Genomic DNA, 20,765 nt, shown 5'->3' with positions numbered 1-20,765 from the left:
ATTATAGTTATCATTGCGCTGCTTAGAGGCATCTGATTTCAATTTCTCACAGGAATCCTTTTTATGGTACTATATCATACCAAACTTAATTTTGTCTAAACTTTTAGTTAAAATTGATAAGCTAAAGCTATTATATTACTTTTTGTCACCATCTTGATTCACAAAAAAGCTGAGAAAACTTTCTCAGCTTTTAAAAGACTTTTTAATATTGACTCACTGCCTCATGAACAGCTGCTTTGTCTTCTTCTATTAGTTTCACACGAGCAGTAATTTCATTAATTCCCATTGTAATATTTCGATTAATAGCCATATCACTCAATTGTGGTTCAAAGAAGGCTTTAAATTCAGCAAGTCGCTCTGGCGTTTTAAAATAAGAAGCAGGATAGATAACAAATTTGTCAAAGCTCATGTCCCCTCCAAGGGCAGCTTTAATCCAATCCCAATTCTCTCTCGCCCATTCCCAAATACTTTCTTGAGTGAAGTGTTGAGATAATAACACCATATACCAAAAGGCTAAATCTTGTGGCTTAATAATATCCTTATCTTTCAAACTGTATTCAATACGTCTTAAGGTTGAACTTGATTTGGTATGCGCTAGGGCAACTGTCAAATCATTTCGCAAGTTATTATCCTTGGTTGAAATATAAGTGTCAAAATAGATGTCAACTAAGGCTTCTGTTTCGAAATGCTTCATTTGATTAATTAAGACAAAGCGTCGAATAGCTGCAGGTAGTTTGCAGATATCATCTTCGTATTGATCAAAGATGGCATGTGCTCTCTCACTGACGGCTTGATGATTAATCTTAAGGAATAGAGACAATACAATCTGTCTGACCATTTCATCTTCATCACTTTCATCTGCCTTTTTATCAAAACCTAATTGATTGTAATCTTCCTGGAAAATACTTGTAATTAAACGGTTGAACGATTTTTCAGCTAGCGTTTCCTCATCAATAAATCGATCTAAACCTTTGATAACTGTTTCAATGGCAGCTGAGACTATATAAGACTTAGGAGCATCCAATTGTGCAATCAGTTCTACCAATTCAGCATAGGAAATCAAGCCAGCTTCAGCTAAAAGACGACGCTCTTGAATAATTTGAAGTAAAGACGTATTATCAAGATTTGACATTTCTGACATCAAATCACTTAGTAATTGTCCTTGGTAATCCGTAATATAATGAGCTGTATTTTCAGTATTAAAGCGGAGAGGACCTTGGTTTTCTGCAGCTAATTGACCAAAGTTAGGAATAACTAGAACTTCTTCTGTTAAGGTTTCTGGCAGTCCTTGCCAAGTGGTATTGAGTGGAATAGGCCATAAACGGTTTTGATCTTTTACTTCTCCAATAAAGAACCCGCGTTGTAAAATGAAGTGCAACAAAAAAGACATGTTCGTCTGATATACTAGAATTCCCCAATTCAGTATGGAAAGCAGATGAACATGTCCAACATTAATTCTACCAGAAAATCATCCTATTCTCATCTTTCAGCCACAGAACGGGGTGAAATTGCTGCTTATCTTAAAATGGGAAAGAAACCCGCTGAGATTGCTCGACTCTTGGGTCGTCACCGTTCTACAATCTGCCGAGAAATAAAACGTGGTTCAGTAGAACAGGTAAAGGATAAGAATGGAAAACAAACCTTCTTCAACGCCTATTTCGCTGATAGTGGGCAACGTGTCTATGAAACCAATCGTCAAAAGAGTTCTTATCTCAAGTTGAATGACTGCTCCGCTAGGTTCATTGAACAATTAGAATCTGCCTTGACGGCTAACATTCGTCTCCATAGTGTGGATAGTTTTGTTCAGACTTACAAAGTGAACCATCCTGAAGAAGTCGTCCTCTCTACCAAAACGATTTATCGTTATATCAAAGAGGGGGTATTAGCTATTAAACCAATCGATTTGCCTAAGATGGTTAGTATCAGAAAACGTTCTAAGAAAGTCATGAAGACGAATAAGAAGACTTTAGGTAAATCTATCGAAGAACGTCCAGAATATATTAATGATCGTTCTGAATTTGGGCATTGGGAGATTGATTTGGTTCTCGGCAAGAAAACCAAAGGTGAAGCTGTTATGTTGACTTTGGTAGAGCGCCAGACACGCTATGCACTAGGAGTTAAGCTAGAAGACAAGCAATCCCAAACCATTAACCGTGCTGTCACGCATCTCATCAGTCAGTATCCTATTGCATCCATCACAGCGGATAATGGTTCTGAGTTTAGTTTACTCTCAAACTTAGAAGCTGTTGAAGTTTACTTTGCACATCCCTATTCTTCACATGAGAGAGGAACAAACGAGAACTTCAATGGCCTCCTCAGAGAATATGTCCCTAAAGGAGTCTCACTTAATCCACTAACCTCTGAAGAACTTGACAATTATATTACTGCCATCAATGAGCGCCCAAGACGACTTCTTCAATATCAATCCTCAAAATTCCTGTTTGAGCTATCCCGAACAGCTTAACATCTGGAACTCTAGTTATCTATGAACTGGTTGCACTTGACTTGACAACTTGCGTCTCCAATAAAGAATTGCTTTTGAGTCAGAATTAACTGGTCATTTTCAACCTTAGCTGACAAAACAGGATATCCTGGTTGCTCTAACCAAGCATCCATGAAAGCTGCCACATCCTTGCCAGAGCTTTCAGATAAAGCATTCAACAAATCACGTCCTACGGTATTACGATACTGATGTTTTTCAAAGTAAGCTGCTAATCCTTATCTCCAATCCAACGGCGAAGCATATGCATTAAACGTCTTCCCTTAGCATAAACAATTGCTGGATCAAAGAGGGTATTAATCTCATCAGGGTGATTAACGGCAACATGAACAGACTGTACATCATCAGTCGCATCACGCTTAAGGGCTAATGGTGCGCCACCTGTTTGAAAATCTTCAAAGATGTTCCATGATGGCTCGATTGCATCAATAGCAACATATTCCATCATATTAGCGAAGCTTTCGTTTAACCATAAATCATCCCACCATTTCATGGTAACTAAATTACCAAACCATTGGTGAGCAATTTCGTGAGCAACCACAAGTGCAACCTGTTGGCGGCTAATAGCTGTTGAATTCTCGTCCACCAAAAGGTAAATCTCGCGGTAAGTGATTAGTCCCCAGTTTTCCATAGCTCCTGAAGAAAAGTCTGGCAAAGCAATATTTAAGGATTGTGGGATTGGATACTTGACTCCAAAGTAATCTTCATAAAAATCAATGACACGAACTGCGATATCAAGTGAAAAGTCTAGAGAAGTTTTGGGATGTGCTTTTGTCGCATAAACGCCTACAAGTGTTCCATTTTTACTGGTTACTGTTTTACCATGCAAATCGCCTAAAGCAAAAGCTAATAGGTAAGATGACATACGAGGGGTTGTATCAAAAGACCATAATCCAGTTTCTTTACGCAAATCAACATTAATCTCAGGCATATTTGATAAGGCTATTTCGTCAGTCATCTGATCAAACTTAAGGCTTAAATCAAAAGTAGCCTTTGCTTGAGGCTCATCAATACATGGAAAGGCTTCTCTAGCAAAATGACTTTCAAATTGAGTCGAGATGACTTCCTTTTTTTGGCCATTTTCGGTGTAGTAAGAAGGGTAAATACCGGTCATATTATCGGTAATATTTCCAGAGAACTCAATAACCAGTGTCATCATTCCTGTTTCTGGAAGCTCTACACGCACAGCTTCATGGTCATTATCGACTTGGAAATTCACGTTTTCGTTATCCAATAAGATGGAGCTAATCGTCAAATCTTTTTGATGAAAAGAGATGTGGTTATCTAATGCCTCACCATTAATGGCAACATTACCTGTAAAGGTTTTGTTATCACGATTGATATCTAAAAAGATATTATAATTTTCGGGAACAAATTTTTCGATAAAATGTTCTACTGTCTTCATACGACTCCTCAATCTAAAATAAAATAGTGATTAGAAAAATTCCAACCACTATTATATCATATTTTCTTATAATTCAATAATTTTACCAGTCTTAAGGTATACGATCCACTCACAGATATTTCGAGCATAGTCTCCAATACGCTCTAAGTACATCAATACTTGGAAGTACTCTTTACCAGCAAACACCGCATCTGGAGTTTTGCGAATTTCTTCAACAGCCAGAGCTTGAATTTCACGGAAATAATTATCAATAATCTCATCTGAGGCAGCGATTTCGTAGGCTCTCATGTCATCAGCGTTAATGTAAGCATTCAAGGCTTCTTCAACCATTTGCTTAACTGCTTTTCCCATAAGATTGATTTTTTCTTCAACAATCGGAATTCTTTCTTCACCTTTCATACGAATGGTTGCTTTGGCGATGGAAGAGGCATGGTCACCCATACGCTCAATATCACTAGAAGCTTTCAAAACAGTGATAACTGTTCTCAAATCATTTGAAACAGGTTGTTGTAAGGCGATAATCTCAAGAGATTTCTTTTCAAGCTTTGTTTCAAATTCATTGATAGTGTCATCTTCTTCAATCACTTCTTTAGCTAACTCACGATCATGGCTAACAAATGCACGCACTGTTTTATTGATTTGTGCCAGCACTTCTGTCCCCATTGAGTAAAACTGATTATGGAGCTTATCTAATTCTTCTTCAAATTTCGTTCTTAACATCTTTTTTTCTTTCTATAACTGTGTTTTTTTCAGAAATAAGGTCTTTTTCAACTATTTTGAGTCAGACCTAACCAAACTTACCAGAAATATAATCTTCTGTTTCTTTTCGTTTTGGATTCATAAACATGGCTTTGGTGTTACCAAATTCCAAAAGATCACCACCTAAGAAGAATCCAGTGCGATCAGATAAACGAGAAGCTTGTTGCATGGAACGTGTCACAATAACCATTGTATAGTCATTTTTAAGGGATAATAAGGTCTCTTCAATCTTACCAGCTGAGATAGGATCTAATGCTGATGTAGGTTCATCTAACAAGATGATTTTAGGACTAGTGGCTAAGACCCTAGCAACACAGACCCGCTGCTGTTGCCCTCCTGAGAGACCTACGGCAGAATCGTGCAATCTATCTTTGACCTCCTCCCAAATGGAAGCCCCTTTGAGAGAAGATTCTACAGCTTGATCTAAAAGGGCTTTATCTTTAATCCCTTTTAGTCGAAGTCCATAGACCACATTTTCGTAAATAGACATTGGAAAAGGATTAGGCTGTTGGAAAACCATTCCAATCTCTTTTCTTAAATCTACGGTATCTGTTCTAGGACTGTAGATGTTGTGACCATTATAAACGATTGTTCCTGTGATAGTAACTTCAGGATTTAAATCGTTCATGCGATTAATCGAACGTAAGAGCGTTGATTTTCCTGAACCTGAAGGTCCAATCAATGCCGTAATTTCGTTAGGATAGAGATCTAAAGAAACTTCTTTAAGTGTCTTTTTCTTATTGTAGTAGACGGAAAGGTCTTTGATTTGTAAAATAGGCTCTGTCATCTCTACTCCTTTCTATCCAAAGTGACCTGAGACATAGTCATTGGTTGATTGGCATTTGGCATTTTGGAAGATGTTCCCAGTTTTATCGTATTCAATCAAATCACCAAGATAAAAGAAAGCGGTGTAATCACTTGCCCTAGCAGCCTGTTGCATGTTATGGGTTACGATAATGATGGTATAATTTTTCTTCAATTCAAACATGGTTTCTTCCAATTGCATGGTGGCAATTGGATCAAGTGCTGATGCAGGTTCGTCCATTAATAAGATTTCTGGTTTTACAGAAATAGCTCTAGCAATACAAAGACGTTGTTGTTGACCACCTGATAAAGTGAAGGCAGATTTATGCAAATCATCTTTTACCTGATCCCAAAGAGCTGCCTGTTTTAAAGAAGTTTCAACGATTTCATCTAAAACCTTTTTATCTTTGACACCAGCTCTTTCGTGAGCAAAAGTAATGTTTTTGTAGATAGACTTAGCAAATGGGTTAGGTCTTTGGAATACCATACCTAAATGCTTCCGAATTTCATAAACGTTCATGTATTGACGGTTGACATCAATACCTTGATAAAGGATTTCACCAGTTACTTTAGCAATATCGATTGTATCATTCATGCGATTTAAGCTACGAAGATAAGTCGATTTACCACAGCCAGATGGCCCAATAAGAGCTGTAATTTTATTTTTTTCAAACTGCATATCAATCCCTTTGATTGCTTCTTTAGCTCCATAATAGACATGCAAGTCTTTTGTTTCTAAAGCGATCGTTTTTTCTGGGAAGGTAATGATATGACGTTCATTCCAATTATATTCTGTCATGATTTCTCCAATAGCAAAGACTTATTTAGCTGCTGTCATCTTAGAATGAAGGGTCTTTCCAATAAAGCGAGCTGAAAAGTTGAAAATAAGAATAAAGATTAACAAGACTGCAGCACTACCAGCTGAAACCAAAGTCGCATCAGGAATGGTTCCTTCACTGTTAACTTTCCAAATGTGAACTGCCAAGGTTTCGGATTGTCGGAAAATCGAAATGGGACTTGTGACACTTAGTGGATTCCAGTTTGACCAATCAAGTGCTGGTGCAGATTGCCCTGCAGTATAGATCAATGCTGCTGCTTCTCCAAAGATACGTCCTGACGCCAAAACAATACCTGTTACAATCCCAGGTAAGGCTTCAGGAATGACCACATGAAAGACCGTTTCCCAACGAGATAAACCAAGAGCTAGGCCTGCTTCTCGTTGTGTGTGATGAACATGCAGTAAGCTATCTTCGACATTTCGAGTCATTTGCGGCAAATTGAAGACTGTCAAGGCAAGAGCACCTGAAATGATAGAAAAGCCATACTCAAACTGAACCACAAAGATCAAATAACCAAAAAGTCCGACAACTACCGAAGGTAATGAAGATAAAATCTCAATACAAGTTCTAATAAAATTCGTAACGGGTCCTTTTTTAGCATATTCTGCTAAATAGATACCTGCTCCAGTTGAAAGAGGGATTGAAATAATTAATGTGACAATCAATAGGAAGAAAGAGTTATAAAGTTGAATCCCAATTCCTCCACCAGCTTCATAAGATGATGACTTACCAGTTAGAAAGGACCAACTAATATGAGGTAATCCCCTAACTAGAATAAACAAAATTAATGAAGCCAAAATAGCTACAATGATGCCAGCAATAGTATATAAACTACCAGTTGCTATTTTATCGACTTTTTTAGCGTTCATAATTTCTCTTTCTCTCTTTCGTAATTAATTTAACAAGTGAATTAAAGGCAAGACTCATTAATAAAAGCACTAGAGCTAGAGACCAAAGCACATTATTTTGTACTGTTCCCATAACTGTGTTTCCAATACCCATTGTCAAAACAGAAGTTAGGGTAGCAGCTGGTGTAGTTAAAGAGTTTGGCATAACAGCTGAGTTACCAACCACCATTTGAATAGCTAGAGCTTCACCAAAAGCTCTTGCCATCCCAAAAATAATAGCGGTAAAAATACCTGGACGAGCAGCGTTTAATACAACGCGCCAGATGGTTTGCCAGCGAGTAGCTCCCATTGCCATAGAGGCTTCACGGTAATGACGCGGAACGGCTCTTAGGCTATCTGTTGTCATGAAAGTAACTGTTGGTAAAATCATAACAAACAAAACACCGACCCCTGAAAGTATCCCAAAACCTGTTCCACCAAATAGTGAGCGCATAAAAGGAACAATAATTTGTAAACCAATAAATCCATAAACAACCGATGGAATACCAACAAGTAACTCAACAGCTGGCTGTAGTAACTTAGCCCCGTACTTTGGGGAAATCTCTGTCATGAAAACTGCTGCTCCAATGGCAAATGGTGTTGCAATTAAAGCTGAAAGAATAGTTACTAAGAATGAACCTGTAATCATTGGAAGTGCTCCCAAATAAGGGACGCCATTTGCATCTTTAACACTTGGTTGCCACTCTGTACCAAATAGAAAACTAAAAATATTGATTTTATCAACAAAGAAAGTTGACAGTCCTTTTTGTGCAACGAAAATCAAAATCATTGCTACGATGAACACAATCAAAGCTAGACATAAAAAGGTGATTGTTCGACCGAATTTTTCTAATCTAGAATTCTTTGATGGTGAGACTAATTTTTTAGCCAATTCCTGATTTTTCATAATTCCCCCGTTTATTTATCAGTCACTTTGCCGTCATGAGTTTTAACAACTTTCATGTCCGTAATTGAAATATAACCCATGTGAGTGACGATTCTACTTTGAACTTCATCTGATAACATGTAGGTAAGAAATTCTTGAGTTAAACCATCTGGTTTTCCTTTGGTATACATGTGTTCATAAGACCAAATCGGCCAATCATTGGTTGCTACGTTTTTGGCATTAGCCGAAAAACCATTTAATTTAAGGGACTTCACAGAAGAATCCACATAAGCAAATGATAAATAAGAAATAGCACCTGGTGTTTGTGAAACAATTGATTTGACCATACCATTAGAATCTTGTTCTTGACTCTGTTTGGCATTAACACCTTTCATAATCACACTGTCAAAGGTCGCACGTGATCCAGAACTAGCAGCGCGATTAATAACCGAAATGGCTAAGTCTTGCCCTCCAACCTGTTTCCAGTTTGTATATTGACCAGAAAAGATTTTTTGCAGTTGATCACTAGTCAAGTTTTTGACTTTAACTTTGGGATTGGTAATAACAGCTAACCCTGCTACAGCTACTTGGTGGTCAACCAATTTTTTAGCATCAATCCCATCTTTTTCCTCAGCGAAAACGTCACTATTTCCGATTTGAACGGCACCGGATTGTACCTGTGATAGACCTGTACCTGATCCACCACCTTGGACGTTAACAGTCTTTCCTAGGTTCTTACTTCCGAATTCATCGGCTGCTGCTTCAACAAGAGGTTGTAGCGCAGTAGAACCTACGGCAGTTATTGATTCACCTTTTTCAATCCAGCTTGAACATGCTGATAAAAAAAGAGTGGTCGATAATGCCAAAAGACCTAATAAAAAGAATTTCTTTTTCATTTTCATATTTCCTATTCCTAAAAATAAAGGGTTCATGTGGAATTTAGACTCTTCCACATATTCTTAATAGTAACATATCTATAGGTGCTTTAAAAGAATTTTTTCTTTAAATGTATAAAAATTTAATCTTATGAAAAATGCTAAAATCGAAGCCCTTTAGGGAAACTATTTTTGAGTGTCTTACCAACAATTTTGGCAAATCCTAAACCATTACCTTTGATGACTACTTGATACCAACCATTTGGGTAACTATCAGCCAGATTAACCACATTTCCAGACACATAAGCTGAGAAATCTTCTTCAGAAATAGTGATTTTTTCTAAAACATCTTCAGGATTTAACGCTAATCCTAGTGCAAACGAAGGTTCAAAGCGTTTCTTTTTGAAGACACCAAGTTCTAGCCCATTTCTTGCTATTTTGAGATGTTTTAATGAGGGAAGTCCATCTGGTAATAAATAAAGATGATCACCAAAAGTCTGTAAAAATCCCTTTAACGGTTCTTTTAACTGATTTTTTTCAAATGCCTTCCAAAGCTCTAACTGTTCTCTTGTCAGATTGGATTTTTGAGCTTTTACAGGCTTGGTAACTTGAGGACTTCTCGTATCTTTGAGCTTAGCTACAAACTGGCCTTCTCCTTTATGGTAGTGAGGATACATTCTAGCAGCTTGAGGCATGTCAATCCCTTCTACCATGCCATTTATCTTAGGGATATCAAGCAGTTGCAGATAGGAATAATTCTCAAGGAGCCAATTAACTACGCCTTCATTTTCTTCTTGAGACCAGGTACAAGTTGAATAAATGAGTTCTCCGCCAGGCTTTGGCATAGCTAAGGATTGATCTAAAATTGATTTTTGCAGGTTAGCGCATTCTAAAGGATAGTCCTTATGCCAATATTGTATGGCTTCTGGATCCTTACGAAACATGCCTTCACCTGAACAAAGACCATCAAAAACAATGGTATCAAAAAATTCTGGAAATACCTTAGCCAAGTTTTCAGCAGATTCATTGATGACAACAACATTTTGGGCACCAAAGCGTTCGACATTCTCCACTAAAATCTTACTACGCTTTTTGGAAATCTCGTTACTGACTAAGAGTCCTGTATTGTCTAAATAAGAAAGAAGATGTGTCGTTTTGCAACCTGGTGCTGCAGCCAGGTCTAAAACCCTATTTCCTTTTTTAGGTACAGCAACTTGCGCAACCATCTGTGCAGCCGGCTCTTGTGAGTAGACACATCCTGTGACATGCTCAATCGATTTTCCTGAGACCTTGCCGTAATAACCCCACTTAGTATTGGCGATTGCCTGATCATATACATTTAAACCCATGGTGCTAGTTAATTTCAAAATATCTCAAATTGTAAGCTAGTATGATTTGTTCAATCCTCAATTGCAGCCCTGTCATGCCCCTAGCCAGTGTTCGTTCCATATCAAAAAGGGACAAAGTTCTGAAAATCTAGTCTCAATGGTTCGTCTCATAGCCATTAGTTTCCAATGATTATGCTGTTTAGCCCCTTCCATATTTTGACGCAAGGGAGTCCAGAGGTGATAGCCATTTTGCTTCAACTCATCTTTCAGCTCACGGTTAAGGTAACCTAAATCTGCTAAAATGACGGATTGTTCACACCTTTCTAGCAACTCGTAAACTGCCTTAATATCATGAACAGAGGCTGGGCTGACAACATAATTCAGAATGTAGCCTGATAAGGTCACTAGCATGTGAACCTTAAAACCGTAAAACCACATATGTTTAGAGGCGGTGTAACCAATATTAGCTATCCCATTGAAAAGTCTGAACCTGTGGTTACGAATAGATTGACAAAGTGGCAAAGGAAAGCTGTCTATAATAACAATGGTATTGGGAGAAATTTGAGTGTTCATTGCCTGACGAATCACTTGAACCAGCCAAATCAACTGTCTTGCACGCCTATTAAAGCGACTTCTTTCTAGTAATGTACCGCAGGGAAATAGCTGACAAATCCTATAAAAGTGACGTTGTGATTTAATACCTAGTTCAGCTTGTAATAGCAGTAAAACTAGAAGAGATTGGTCTGAAACTTTGGACAGACAGACGTTACGACGGTGTTTGAAGTCTTCCGGACAATAATCCTGATAAAACTGAGAACAAATTTTTGATAATTGACGCATATTCCATTGTAAGTGATGGGATTTAGCTGTATACTGTAAGTGGCTCATTTGGACTAACCTCCTGTTTGTGTAGGCACTTACAGTATAGTCCTTTTGGGCTTTTTATTGTATTTTGAGATTAACTAGCACCACGGATACATTTAAATGTTTTTTTAGGGGATTAATGCGAAAGGCACTAATAGCTTGTTGGTCAAAACTATCAAAGAAGGCTTGACTTTGGTCGCCTAAGATAGCCTGATAATAGTTTATGAAATCTTCTGGTAATTGTATTTTCTTAGTCATTTATTCTGTATTATAGTTTAAATAGGATTGAATTTTCTTACGTTTAGCCTTTGGTATAAACATGATTTTTTGACGAGTTTGAAAATCCGGTTCATGTCCTTCTATTGTTAGGAGAAGATAGCCAAGTTTTTCCCCCATAATTTTAGCGGCCGCATAATCCCACGGTTGAATGTGAGAAAAATAAGCGACTAGTTGTTGGGTAATCACCTTAATCATACAAATACCTGCTCCACCGTAAACCCTAACCCCTAAGGTCTCTTGTATCAAATCACAAAGCTGGTATTCATTTCTAACTAACATTCCGGCATTACAACCAATTAAGCTACGTTTTAATTCCTTATCTTCATAGGGTTTGATGGGACTGTCATTTAAGGTAACCTCAAACTCACCGCCACCGCAATAAAGTTGATCTGCCATGACATCATAAATTAAGCCAAATTTACCTTGTCCTTCTTCATAATAAGCAATCATTACCGCAAAATTAGCTTTTTGAACAATAAAATTGACGGTTCCATCTATAGGGTCAAGAACCCAGACATTTCCATCTGAAACGGGATGTCTCACATCATTTTCTTCGGCTAGAATGTGATCATTTGGATAGGCTTGTCGAATGCGATTAATCAATAAATCTTGAGTTTCTTGATCGACATTAGTGACTAAATCATCAAACTGTGACTTAACAGAAATAGCCACTTCTTCAGACATTCTTGATTTTATATAGCAACCAGCTTCCTTAATGATATCTTGAGCGAATTGGTATTTAGTTTCCAAGAGTAAAGAGTCCTTTTTCTACTTCCTGTGCCTTTTTAACAGCTTGATAGCTAGAGTAGCCGCTAGCTTTTTGAAAGTCACGGTCAATTTGTTTTTCTTGGGCCTTTGATGGCACAATTTCTTTAAAAATACGATAGGCTTCAAGAAGTTCTTGAGCGTTGACTTTTGATTCATAAGCTAATTCCACTTTATTCAAAAAATGGAGCACTGATGATATTTCTTCAGTGCTCCAACTTAAGTCAAGTGGATAATGATAATTAGTTGACATATTATCCCTCAATCTCTGCTTTTATAGTTGCTTGACGTAACTCTTGTTTACGATAGTCACGTGGCAAAAAGGCTCTAATTTCATCTTCGTTAAAACCAATTTGCATGCGTTTTTTATCCATAATAATTGGGCGACGTAAAAGACTAGGGTTTTTGGCAATAAGGTCAATCAAATCTGATATCGATAGCTCCTCTACGTCAATATCTAATTTTTGGAAGACTTTTGATCGGGTTGAGATAATGTCTTCTGTTCCATTTTCTGTAAAGGATAAAATTGCCATCAGTTCATCACGACTTAATGGACTTGTGATAATATTATGTTCTTGAAACTCGACTTCGTGCTTCATTAACCACGCCCTTGCTTTACGACAACTGGTACAGCTGGGTGATAAAAATAAGGTAACCATACTTTTCCTCTATCAATTATACTTACCTTATTATACAAAAATTTAATAGAGTTGGCTATCTTTTTTCCAATTTAATGCTTCTTCTTTATCTCGTTCTAATTGCTCAACCAAATCTTCAATTCCAGCAAATTTAACCATGTCTCTAATTTTATCTAACCAGATAATTTCGATTGATTCTCCATAAATGTCGCCATTAAAGTCAAAGATATTTGCCTCTAAACGAAGTTCTTGGCCACCAAAAGTAATATTTTTTCCGATGCTAGTCATTGAACGATAACGCTTTTCTCCTATGATGACATCAGTCACATAAACCCCATCAGCAGGAAGATAAGTCCGATCCATGGGAGCTAAGTTGGCAGTTGGAAAACCAATAGTACGTCCACGCGCATCACCATGAACCACCATTCCACGGGTTGAAAAATCATAGCCTAACAATTGATTGACCTTGGCAACATTGCCTTCTTTAATTAATTGTCTGATACGAGAAGAAGAAATCTTTTGATTATCTTCTGTAATTTCTGAGACAGTATGAACACTTCCCTCAAAATTTCTAGCTAAATAGTCACTATTGGTACGATTGTGTCCAAATTTATAATCAAAACCAACCACAATATGCTTAGCTTTGAGACGCTTAATATAGCATTTGATAAAGTCATCTGAAGATATTTTTGAAAAAGCTGTTGTAAAATCAATTAAATACAGCTTATCAACACCATATTCTTCAAATTTCTGAAATCGTTTTTCAGGATAAGTAATGTGACGTAATAGTTCTGGCGAAAAACGCGCAAAGGTCAATTTAGGAGACTCTGTGAAGGTCAGAGTCACTATTTTTAAGGCTTCTTTTTGTGCAATAGCCTTTGCTTTGTCAAATAAGGCCTTATGACCTCTATGTAAGCCATCAAAATAGCCTAATACCAAAATGGTATCTTTTTCTTCATTTATTTCTTTGTAATGTTTGATATGTTGTATGTCCATTGATATCCAATCTAGTAACTCAAATCAGTACTTTTCGTGGTTTATAATTGCCATCTCTTTCTTCTAGAATGGCAACCAGTTTATCCTGATGAAAAGCAGCCAGTAGAGGCTCCTGACTTGGCAAAGTAATTCTACGACCAAAAGAGATTTCAGCTGCTTCACTGTCATTGATGACTAACTTTGGCAAATCACTCACTCCATACTCAATTGGAAGTAAAAAGCTGTGATCGCCTGTGGCTAGTTTATCAGCAATGTCTGACAAGGTTAAAGCATCCTCTAGAACTAAGCCCGCTGAAGCTTGTCGCTCCAAATAGGACATGTGACTAGCTATACCTAGCGATTTTCCCAAATCAACTGCCAAAGTACGCACATAAGTTCCTTTACTACAGCTAACACGAAAATCAAATTGACAAGTACCTCCAGTAAACGATAAAGGGCTTGTCCGTTCAAACTGATAGATGCTCACTTGTCTTGTAGGACGCTCAACGCTTTCTCCAGCACGCGCGTATTCATATAATTTACGGCCGTTAACTTTAACAGCAGAATACATGGGAGGAACCTGACTGATGTCCCCCATAAAAGATTGCATGGCTTTATCAATCATTTTTTCATCCAAGGAGGATGGCAGAGTACTTCTTTCGACAACCTCACCGCTTGCGTCTTCTGTTGTCGTGGAAAAGCCTAGAGTGATTTGCCCTTGATAAACTTTTCCTGAATCTGTCATGTATTCAATCACACGCGTGGCTTTGCCGACTGCAATCGGTAAAACTCCGACAACATCTGGATCCAATGTCCCACCATGGCCGATTTTTTTCTCCTGCAGCAATTTTCTAAGTTTAAAAACAGCGTCATGTGAGGTCATTCCTGCCTCTTTTTTAAGATTAATTATTCCGCTAATCATGTTATTACTTTCATTTTTCAAAGATTCACTCCCTCATTATAACTGTTCAAAAAGGGTTTTGACAAGTATATGAACTTATACTATGTAGTGTTTTTTTGGATGATAGATTTCTCTATTTATCCTGCAACTCTTGAAATTTATCTCGCATGGTTGGATTCCTTTTTGTCAATTTTTTCACTGAGACATCGTCCAACTTGTTATTGGCAAGGCGTAATTGATTTTCGCTAGTAGTCAAAAAGCGCTTGACTTCTTCCATTCGTTTAATGGATTTGTCAATTTCATCAATGGCTTTTTTGAAATTACTACTTGCTGAATGGTAATTCTTAGCAAAAGCCGTCTTAAAATGTTCTAAATCCTCTTCAAAATGGGTAATATCAATATGTTGTTCTTTAACAAGAGCTAATTCTTGCTTATACTGCAAACTATTCATGGCAGCATTTCGCAAGAGGCCAATTAAATGAATAAAAAGCTGCGGACGAACCACATACATCTTAGGATATTCATGACTAACATCTACAATACCAGTATTATAATAGTCATTGTCAGCCTCTAAAATAGAGACCAGGACAGCATATTCACACTTCTTTTCTTGTCGGTCTTTATCTAACTCTTTGAAGAAATCACTATTTTTATGTTTGGTCTTTGTGGTGTCAGCTTCATTTTTCATCTCAAACATGATGGATAGGATTTCAACACCCTTATCATCTGTCTCACGATAAATATAGTCTCCTTTTGACCCACGACTTGATAATTTGTTATCCTTTTGAAAAATCGCCTTTGGAAAAGCATAGCTACGGACTTTGTTAAATTCTGTTTCTGCATACAGTTCTAGACTTTCACCAATGGCTTTTGTCGATTGTTGCGCTTTAAAATTCTTATAAAATTCGACTTGCTCGTTTGCAGCTTTTAGCTGACTATCAAAATCTCTGCGTAAGGAAGCTATCGAGAGTTGACTCTCTTTTTCTTGAAGCTCTAAACGACTCTGCATATGATCACGTTCTTTTTCAACTTGAGTGAGAGCCTCTTGCATTTTTGATTTATTTTCCCATTCCAGTTTTTCCAATTGGCTTTGTAGTCCTTGAACGACTTGATCTTTTTCGGATAATTTTTTGGTTAACTCTAAAGCATTTAAGGAAGAAAGCTTGTCGAGTTTTCCTTGTAATTCTAGGATTTCTTTATCTTTTTTAGCCAGCTTTTCCTGAGCCAAATAAGCTTGCTCTTTTTCCACTTGCTCTAAATGGTGACTTAAGGTTTGTATTTCTCCCTCTTTTTCAGATAAGAGTTCTTGAAGCTTGTTTTTGGACTTCTCTTCTAGTAAAGAAATCTCGTTTTCCAAGCGTTGAGCTAGTTCTTGTTCAAACTCTTTTCCTCTAACTTGTGCCAACAGTTGGCTATACTCTGTTTCATTAATAGTAAACGAGGTCTGACAATGGGGACATCTAATTTCCTTCATTTGTTTCTCCTATACTGACTGTTATGCTAAATTAAGGCTAAAGCTGATTGTAATCTTGATAAAATGCGACTTTATAGTCAATAAAACGTTCTAATTCTTGTAACAATTGGAAAAGTATGGCTCTATCTTCAAATTCTTGACGACTTTGAGGTAAATCTCTTTGTCGGAAAACTTCGAGCAATTGCTCAATATCTTCTATGAGCGTTAGAGCAGAATTTTCTTCACTTAACTGGCAAGCTGTTTCATGAAAGAGGTGAGATAATAAGATGCTTTCTCTGCTCTGATTAGTGACCTTATTCAGATTGACAGCCATCTGATTTAAGAGACGGTTTTGATTGCGTCGCATTTCGAAATAGTGGACCTGATAATTGGTCTGTTGAAAAAGACTGTTATGCTGTTCTCTATAGACTAGTTGTAAAGCATTCTCTAGCACTTGATCTAGTTCTTTTATCATTTGCCCTTCGTTTTGCCCTTGGCCTTCTAGCAAAAACTGTTCAAATCGAAATAAGATAGCTTTCAAACCGTCCTCAACCTCTTTGTGGTATTTATCTAGCTTACCTTCATTTGAACCCATATAGGTATTAAATAAGAGAGCTATACCAGTTCCAATGATAAACAGCAAGAATTCGTTTAATAATATGGGAAAAGCAATGCTCTTTTCTGCTAGCAAGTGTGTCACTAAGACGGTTATCGGCACTAAACCTGACTCCAAATGCCAGCGATACAAAAGAGGAATGGTGACTAATAGATAGAGCGCCAAAGCTATTATCGAAAAACCCATGGTATAAAAGAAAAGACTAGCTACAACAAAAGCAAGAAAAAAGGCTAATAATCTATTTTTGGCAATCACTAAACTAGATTTTCTAGTATCAAGAACACTCAATAAAGCAATAATTCCTGCTGAAATAGCATAGGATAAGTCTAGATGAGAAGCAATGATGACCGCTAAAATAGTAGCAAAAGTCATTTTTATGGTACGTTCTATTAGTCCCATGACGATTCCAACCCCAATCCTTTTTGAATGTCTTGTTGAATATGATCCCATTCTTGTTGAGCACGTTTCAATTTTCGATTATAATCACTTAATCCTCGTAAGTATTTATTAATCAAATAGTCTTGTTTGACTAGAGGAATTAAAGGAATAGGGATATCTAAAAGACCCTTTGTGGACAAATTAATAACATCTTTTCCATTATCTACCGAATCCAAAAAAGCTTGACCCAGTTCAGATTCTAAGAAGAATTTGATGTAGTAGCCTCTCAAAGAACGCTGAGGCCTTAAAACTGTAATATTTGAGGAAGCCACCATTTCCTGGTCTTGTTTGTGAAAGACACAAACTTTTTTTTGTGTTCCTTTGGAAGCAATCAGAACATCACCTTCTTCTAGAAGATAACGAAGTAACTGTCTGCGTTCCATTTGAAAATACCTCACCTGATTATAGTGAATGCCCAGACTTCCCATATCAGATAAATTAATCAAACCAAAATCGCCCTCAGTCACCTTACTAGGAACTGCTTTTCCTTTAAAACAATCAACAGCTTGACCTAGCCTTATTTTTTCTTTACCATCATTTAAATAGCTACTAAGCAAATCTTTCATATCTAGTATCTTTCTATTACATTATAGTATTTAGATACTAGCACAATTCAATTAAAAAAGCAAACCCTCAAAGAGCTTGCTTTAGAGCCATAGACTTCAATTAATCTACGGATTTTAAGGCTTCCAACATATCTACTTTTTTCAAATGATGATTAACCATAGTACCTAGCAAGATTAACAAGATGACAATAGCAAGAATTGGAATAAAATAGACATATAAATCTATACTTGTCCCAAAATGCATTGGACCATTCGCAATCATTTTCATGAGATAGACATGTAATGCATGACCAGAAAACAGACCAAGTATGATTCCAATAACAGAGAGTAAGATGGTTTCGCGATAAATATAAAGCGTCACTTCAGTATCATAAAAACCTAAGACTTTAAAAGTTGACAATTCTCTAATACGTTCAGCTACGTTGATATTAGTCAAATTGTAAAGAATGACTGTGGCTAGTAGCATAGATAAGACCACTAACAAAATCATAACTTGGTTCAAGGAGGCAACTATTAAATTGGCACTTTTAATCAGAACTGTACTTTGTGAAACTGCTTTCACCGCTTCTAAGTCTAATAGTTGACTAGCTAAAGTATTTTTTGATGTGGCTTTTTTAGAGGACTTTTGGATAAAGAAAGCTTGATCTGCTTTTAATCGCTCCTTAAAAACCTTATCAAAGTAGGTGTTTGACATAAAGAGATAGTGACCTACAGACATCTCTACAATATCTTTAACGAAAACGTGATAAGAACGATTTTGACTATCAGAGATTTTTATGACTTGATTTCTTTTTAACCCATAGTAGGAAGCTAATTTTTCAGTAATCAAAACCCCATTTTCTGGTATTGCTAGTCTCTTTTTATTTTGAATAGAAATAAGGTTAAAATCTGGCTCTAGATTCTTGCTTTGACTTGCAATCAAGGAGACTGGCTCTCTCTCTGTTACCCCTTTTAGATTTACATCCATCTGAGCATAAGTGACTTTGTGATGGTATGTAACGTTTGCATCTTTTAAAAGTTCTTGTAGCTTATGGTCTTCTTCTTCGGTCACAAGATTCTTTTGTATGACCATGAGATCAAAAGGCGTCAAAACATTAAATTGGTAATCACTAACTTTTGAGAGAGATGATTGAATTCCTAATCCAGCAAAAAGCAAAGCAACAGAACCCGCAACTCCAAAAATAGTCATAAACATCCTTTGTTTGTAGCGTATGATATTTCTTAAGGTAACTTTATAGGTAAAAGACAAGGCATTCCAAAAGAAAGAGATAGTTTCTAGCCAAATTTTAGTACCCTTTCGAGGAGGCTTTGGTAATAAAAGTTGTGCCGGATTACTAAAGAGCTCCCTTTTTACAATGAGATAGGCTGGTAAAACTGCTGATAGAAAAGATAAGAAGATTGCTAGTAAACTATAGGACCAATAAAAATAATAATCAATAGGACCTATTGTAATGGCATCTGTTAGAATTTTTGCAATGAGGTAAGATAAATAATAAGTTCCTCCAAGGCTTCCTAAAAGACTTCCTAAGGAGCTGGCTAAAAGCCCATAGACTAAAAATTTTCTTAAAACATGATAATTACTATAGCCAATAGCTTTTAGTAGTCCAGAATTAGTCCTTTCTTCTTCTACAAAGCGTGTCATTGTTGTAAAAGTAACTAAGGCAGCCACAAAATACAGCACAACAGGGAAAATATTGGCAACATTAGCAATAGATTTGATAGCGCCCGCAAAAGTTTGATAACCCTGCCCTCCTGGTAAAGTCCCTCTGCTATAAAGCTTATAACTTGTTGGCTCCAGTGTTTCCTTGATGACTTGAAAAGGCAACACTTTTCTGTACAACATTTATAAAGTGCTTTTTTCTTTAAGCAATTAATCTCCATGTCATGGGTGTCTGGTAGTTGAGACTGCCATGAATGCGATGGTAATTCCACCAGTGCACATAATCTTTCGTTTTAAGGATTAATTCTTCCAGTGACTGAAAGGTTTCTTGATGAATAAATTCAATTTTGAAAGCGCGATAGGTGCTCTCAGCTACCGCATTGTCATAGGGACAGCCTGCTTGGCTTAGAGAACGATTGATTCCAAAAGCTTCCAACATGTCATCAATCAGCTGATTATCAAACTCCTTCCCACGATCAGAATGGAAGATCTTGACCTTGGTCAGAGCGTAAGGGATGCTCTGAATCGCTTGTTTAACCAATTCGGCGGTCTTATGCCAACCAACTGACAAACCGATGATTTCACGATTGAAGAGATCAATAATCAAGCAAACATAAGCCCAGCTATTACCGACACGAACGTAGGTTAAGTCTGTTACTAAAGCATTTAGAGGCTTTTCTTGATGAAATTGTCTGGCTAAGTGATTAGGAATAGCTGCCACATTCTTCCCTTTTGAATGTGGCTTGAAGGCTGCTTTCTGATAAACGGATACTAAGTTGAGTTTGTGCATGATGCGACGAATCCGACGACGAGACAGCTGGATGCCTTCATTTTCCAAACATTTCTTGATTTTCCTAGCCCCGTATCTGGCCTTACTTTCGAGAAAAATAGCTTTGATATTTTCTTCAAGTTCCGCTTCAGAGACTGGTTTAACAGCCTTGTAGTAATAGCTAGAACGAGGAATGTTCAACCAACGACACATGGCTGAAATGCTATATTTGTCTTTATTAGCAGTGATTACTTCTCTTTTCGTGCCATAATCACCGCCGCTTGCTTTAGGATATCTAACTGCATTTCGAGTTCTTTATTACGCTTTCGGAGTTCAATCAGTTCACGCTGCTCATCTGTAAGATTATCAATAGTTTTAAAGGAACCAGTTGTTTTAGCCTGACGTACCCACTTATCGAAGGTTGATGGGGTTAACTCATATTCTTTGATAAGCTCACTTCGTTTCATCCCTGCATTGTGAAGGTCAACGATTTGTTGCTTAAAGTCATCGGTGAAGTGGCGACGTATTTTTCTAGACATAATATTCTCCTATTTTCTT

The 20,765-nt window shown here is 37.1% G+C and carries 17 protein-coding genes and 5 pseudogenes; 1 reads left to right on the top strand and 21 read right to left on the bottom strand.

What is annotated here, in order from left to right; translation table 11 throughout:
• Positions 1-202: 202 nt before the first annotated feature.
• Positions 203-1,363, bottom strand: a pseudogene (locus STRIC_RS05850) (ERAP1-like C-terminal domain-containing protein); the annotation flags it as partial.
• A gap of 78 nt (positions 1,364-1,441) precedes the next feature.
• Between STRIC_RS05850 and STRIC_RS05845 the strand changes: the two are divergent.
• Complete coding sequence (locus tag STRIC_RS05845) at positions 1,442-2,464, top strand: IS30 family transposase (protein ID WP_200857378.1); 1,023 nt, start codon at positions 1,442-1,444, stop codon at positions 2,462-2,464.
• A gap of 53 nt (positions 2,465-2,517) precedes the next feature.
• Here STRIC_RS05845 and STRIC_RS05840 read toward each other — a convergent pair.
• The 20 genes and pseudogenes from STRIC_RS05840 to STRIC_RS05745 form a co-directional block, all read right to left on the bottom strand.
• A pseudogene (locus STRIC_RS05840) lies at positions 2,518-3,905 on the bottom strand (M1 family metallopeptidase); the annotation flags it as partial.
• 66 nt (positions 3,906-3,971) lie between these two features.
• A complete protein-coding gene (gene phoU / locus STRIC_RS05835; RefSeq protein ID WP_008089105.1) occupies positions 3,972-4,625 on the bottom strand; it encodes a phosphate signaling complex protein PhoU in 654 nt (217 codons plus the stop codon).
• Between the two features lie 67 nt (positions 4,626-4,692).
• Positions 4,693-5,451 (bottom strand): phosphate ABC transporter ATP-binding protein PstB, encoded by a 759-nt coding sequence (pstB, locus tag STRIC_RS05830; protein WP_008088893.1) that lies wholly within the window; start codon positions 5,449-5,451, stop codon positions 4,693-4,695.
• A 12-nt stretch (positions 5,452-5,463) separates the two neighbouring features.
• Positions 5,464-6,267, bottom strand: a complete 804-nt coding sequence (gene pstB / locus STRIC_RS05825) for a phosphate ABC transporter ATP-binding protein PstB (RefSeq protein WP_008089495.1) — start codon at positions 6,265-6,267, stop codon at positions 5,464-5,466.
• 21 nt (positions 6,268-6,288) lie between these two features.
• Complete coding sequence (gene pstA / locus STRIC_RS05820) at positions 6,289-7,176, bottom strand: phosphate ABC transporter permease PstA (protein WP_008088954.1); 888 nt, start codon at positions 7,174-7,176, stop codon at positions 6,289-6,291.
• On the bottom strand, positions 7,166-8,101 hold the full coding sequence (pstC, locus tag STRIC_RS05815; protein ID WP_008089331.1) for a phosphate ABC transporter permease subunit PstC: 936 nt from the start codon (positions 8,099-8,101) through the stop codon (positions 7,166-7,168). Before pstC ends, pstA begins: the two co-directional genes overlap by 11 nt.
• An 11-nt stretch (positions 8,102-8,112) precedes the next feature.
• A complete protein-coding gene (locus STRIC_RS05810; protein WP_040832078.1) occupies positions 8,113-8,982 on the bottom strand; it encodes a phosphate ABC transporter substrate-binding protein PstS family protein in 870 nt (289 codons plus the stop codon).
• A 134-nt stretch (positions 8,983-9,116) separates the two neighbouring features.
• Positions 9,117-10,289, bottom strand: a pseudogene (locus STRIC_RS05805) (RsmF rRNA methyltransferase first C-terminal domain-containing protein); the annotation flags it as partial.
• A 19-nt stretch (positions 10,290-10,308) separates the two neighbouring features.
• Positions 10,309-11,171 (bottom strand): annotated as a pseudogene (locus tag STRIC_RS05800) (IS982 family transposase).
• Positions 11,172-11,270: 99 nt separating this feature from the next.
• Positions 11,271-11,393: pseudogene (locus STRIC_RS05795) on the bottom strand (hypothetical protein); the annotation flags it as partial.
• A gap of 12 nt (positions 11,394-11,405) precedes the next feature.
• The gene (locus tag STRIC_RS05790; RefSeq protein ID WP_008089489.1) at positions 11,406-12,176 is read right to left on the bottom strand and encodes an inositol monophosphatase family protein; all 771 of its coding nucleotides are present in this window, start codon (positions 12,174-12,176) and stop codon (positions 11,406-11,408) included.
• On the bottom strand, positions 12,166-12,444 hold the full coding sequence (locus STRIC_RS05785; RefSeq protein WP_040832076.1) for a UPF0223 family protein: 279 nt from the start codon (positions 12,442-12,444) through the stop codon (positions 12,166-12,168). Before STRIC_RS05785 ends, STRIC_RS05790 begins: the two co-directional genes overlap by 11 nt.
• Before the next feature lies 1 nt (position 12,445).
• Positions 12,446-12,850, bottom strand: coding sequence for a Spx/MgsR family RNA polymerase-binding regulatory protein (locus STRIC_RS05780; RefSeq protein ID WP_008089029.1), 405 nt, complete (start codon positions 12,848-12,850; stop codon positions 12,446-12,448).
• A gap of 42 nt (positions 12,851-12,892) precedes the next feature.
• Positions 12,893-13,825 carry a bifunctional riboflavin kinase/FAD synthetase gene (locus STRIC_RS05775; RefSeq protein WP_008088983.1) on the bottom strand — a complete coding sequence of 311 codons (933 nt, stop codon included), beginning with the start codon at positions 13,823-13,825 and terminating at the stop codon, positions 12,893-12,895.
• Positions 13,826-13,844: 19 nt separating this feature from the next.
• Entirely contained in the window at positions 13,845-14,726 is an 882-nt protein-coding gene (gene truB / locus STRIC_RS05770) for a tRNA pseudouridine(55) synthase TruB (protein WP_040832205.1), read from the bottom strand.
• 112 nt (positions 14,727-14,838) lie between these two features.
• Positions 14,839-16,179 (bottom strand): DUF2130 domain-containing protein, encoded by a 1,341-nt coding sequence (locus STRIC_RS05765; RefSeq protein ID WP_008089139.1) that lies wholly within the window; start codon positions 16,177-16,179, stop codon positions 14,839-14,841.
• Between the two features lie 37 nt (positions 16,180-16,216).
• Positions 16,217-17,173, bottom strand: a complete 957-nt coding sequence (locus STRIC_RS05760) for an aromatic acid exporter family protein (RefSeq protein WP_008089411.1) — start codon at positions 17,171-17,173, stop codon at positions 16,217-16,219.
• Entirely contained in the window at positions 17,164-17,778 is a 615-nt protein-coding gene (locus STRIC_RS05755; RefSeq protein ID WP_008089524.1) for a restriction endonuclease subunit S domain-containing protein, read from the bottom strand. Before STRIC_RS05755 ends, STRIC_RS05760 begins: the two co-directional genes overlap by 10 nt.
• 100 nt (positions 17,779-17,878) lie before the next feature.
• Positions 17,879-19,621: an ABC transporter permease gene (locus STRIC_RS12290; protein ID WP_008089094.1), complete on the bottom strand. Its 1,743-nt coding sequence runs from the start codon at positions 19,619-19,621 to the stop codon at positions 17,879-17,881.
• Positions 19,622-19,640: 19 nt separating this feature from the next.
• Positions 19,641-20,746, bottom strand: a protein-coding gene (locus tag STRIC_RS05745) for an IS3 family transposase (RefSeq protein WP_156033570.1) whose coding sequence is annotated in 2 segments (ribosomal slippage) — positions 19,641-20,470 and positions 20,470-20,746 — 1,107 coding nt in all. Because the reading frame shifts where the segments join, the coding sequence is not laid out codon by codon here.
• Positions 20,747-20,765 lie beyond the last annotated feature (19 nt).

This window comes from Streptococcus ictaluri 707-05 (genome assembly GCF_000188015.2).
GTDB classification, from domain to species: Bacteria; Bacillota; Bacilli; order Lactobacillales; family Streptococcaceae; genus Streptococcus; species Streptococcus ictaluri.
Note: the sequence above shows the minus strand (reverse complement) of the source record. Positions and strands in the feature narration are given on the sequence as shown.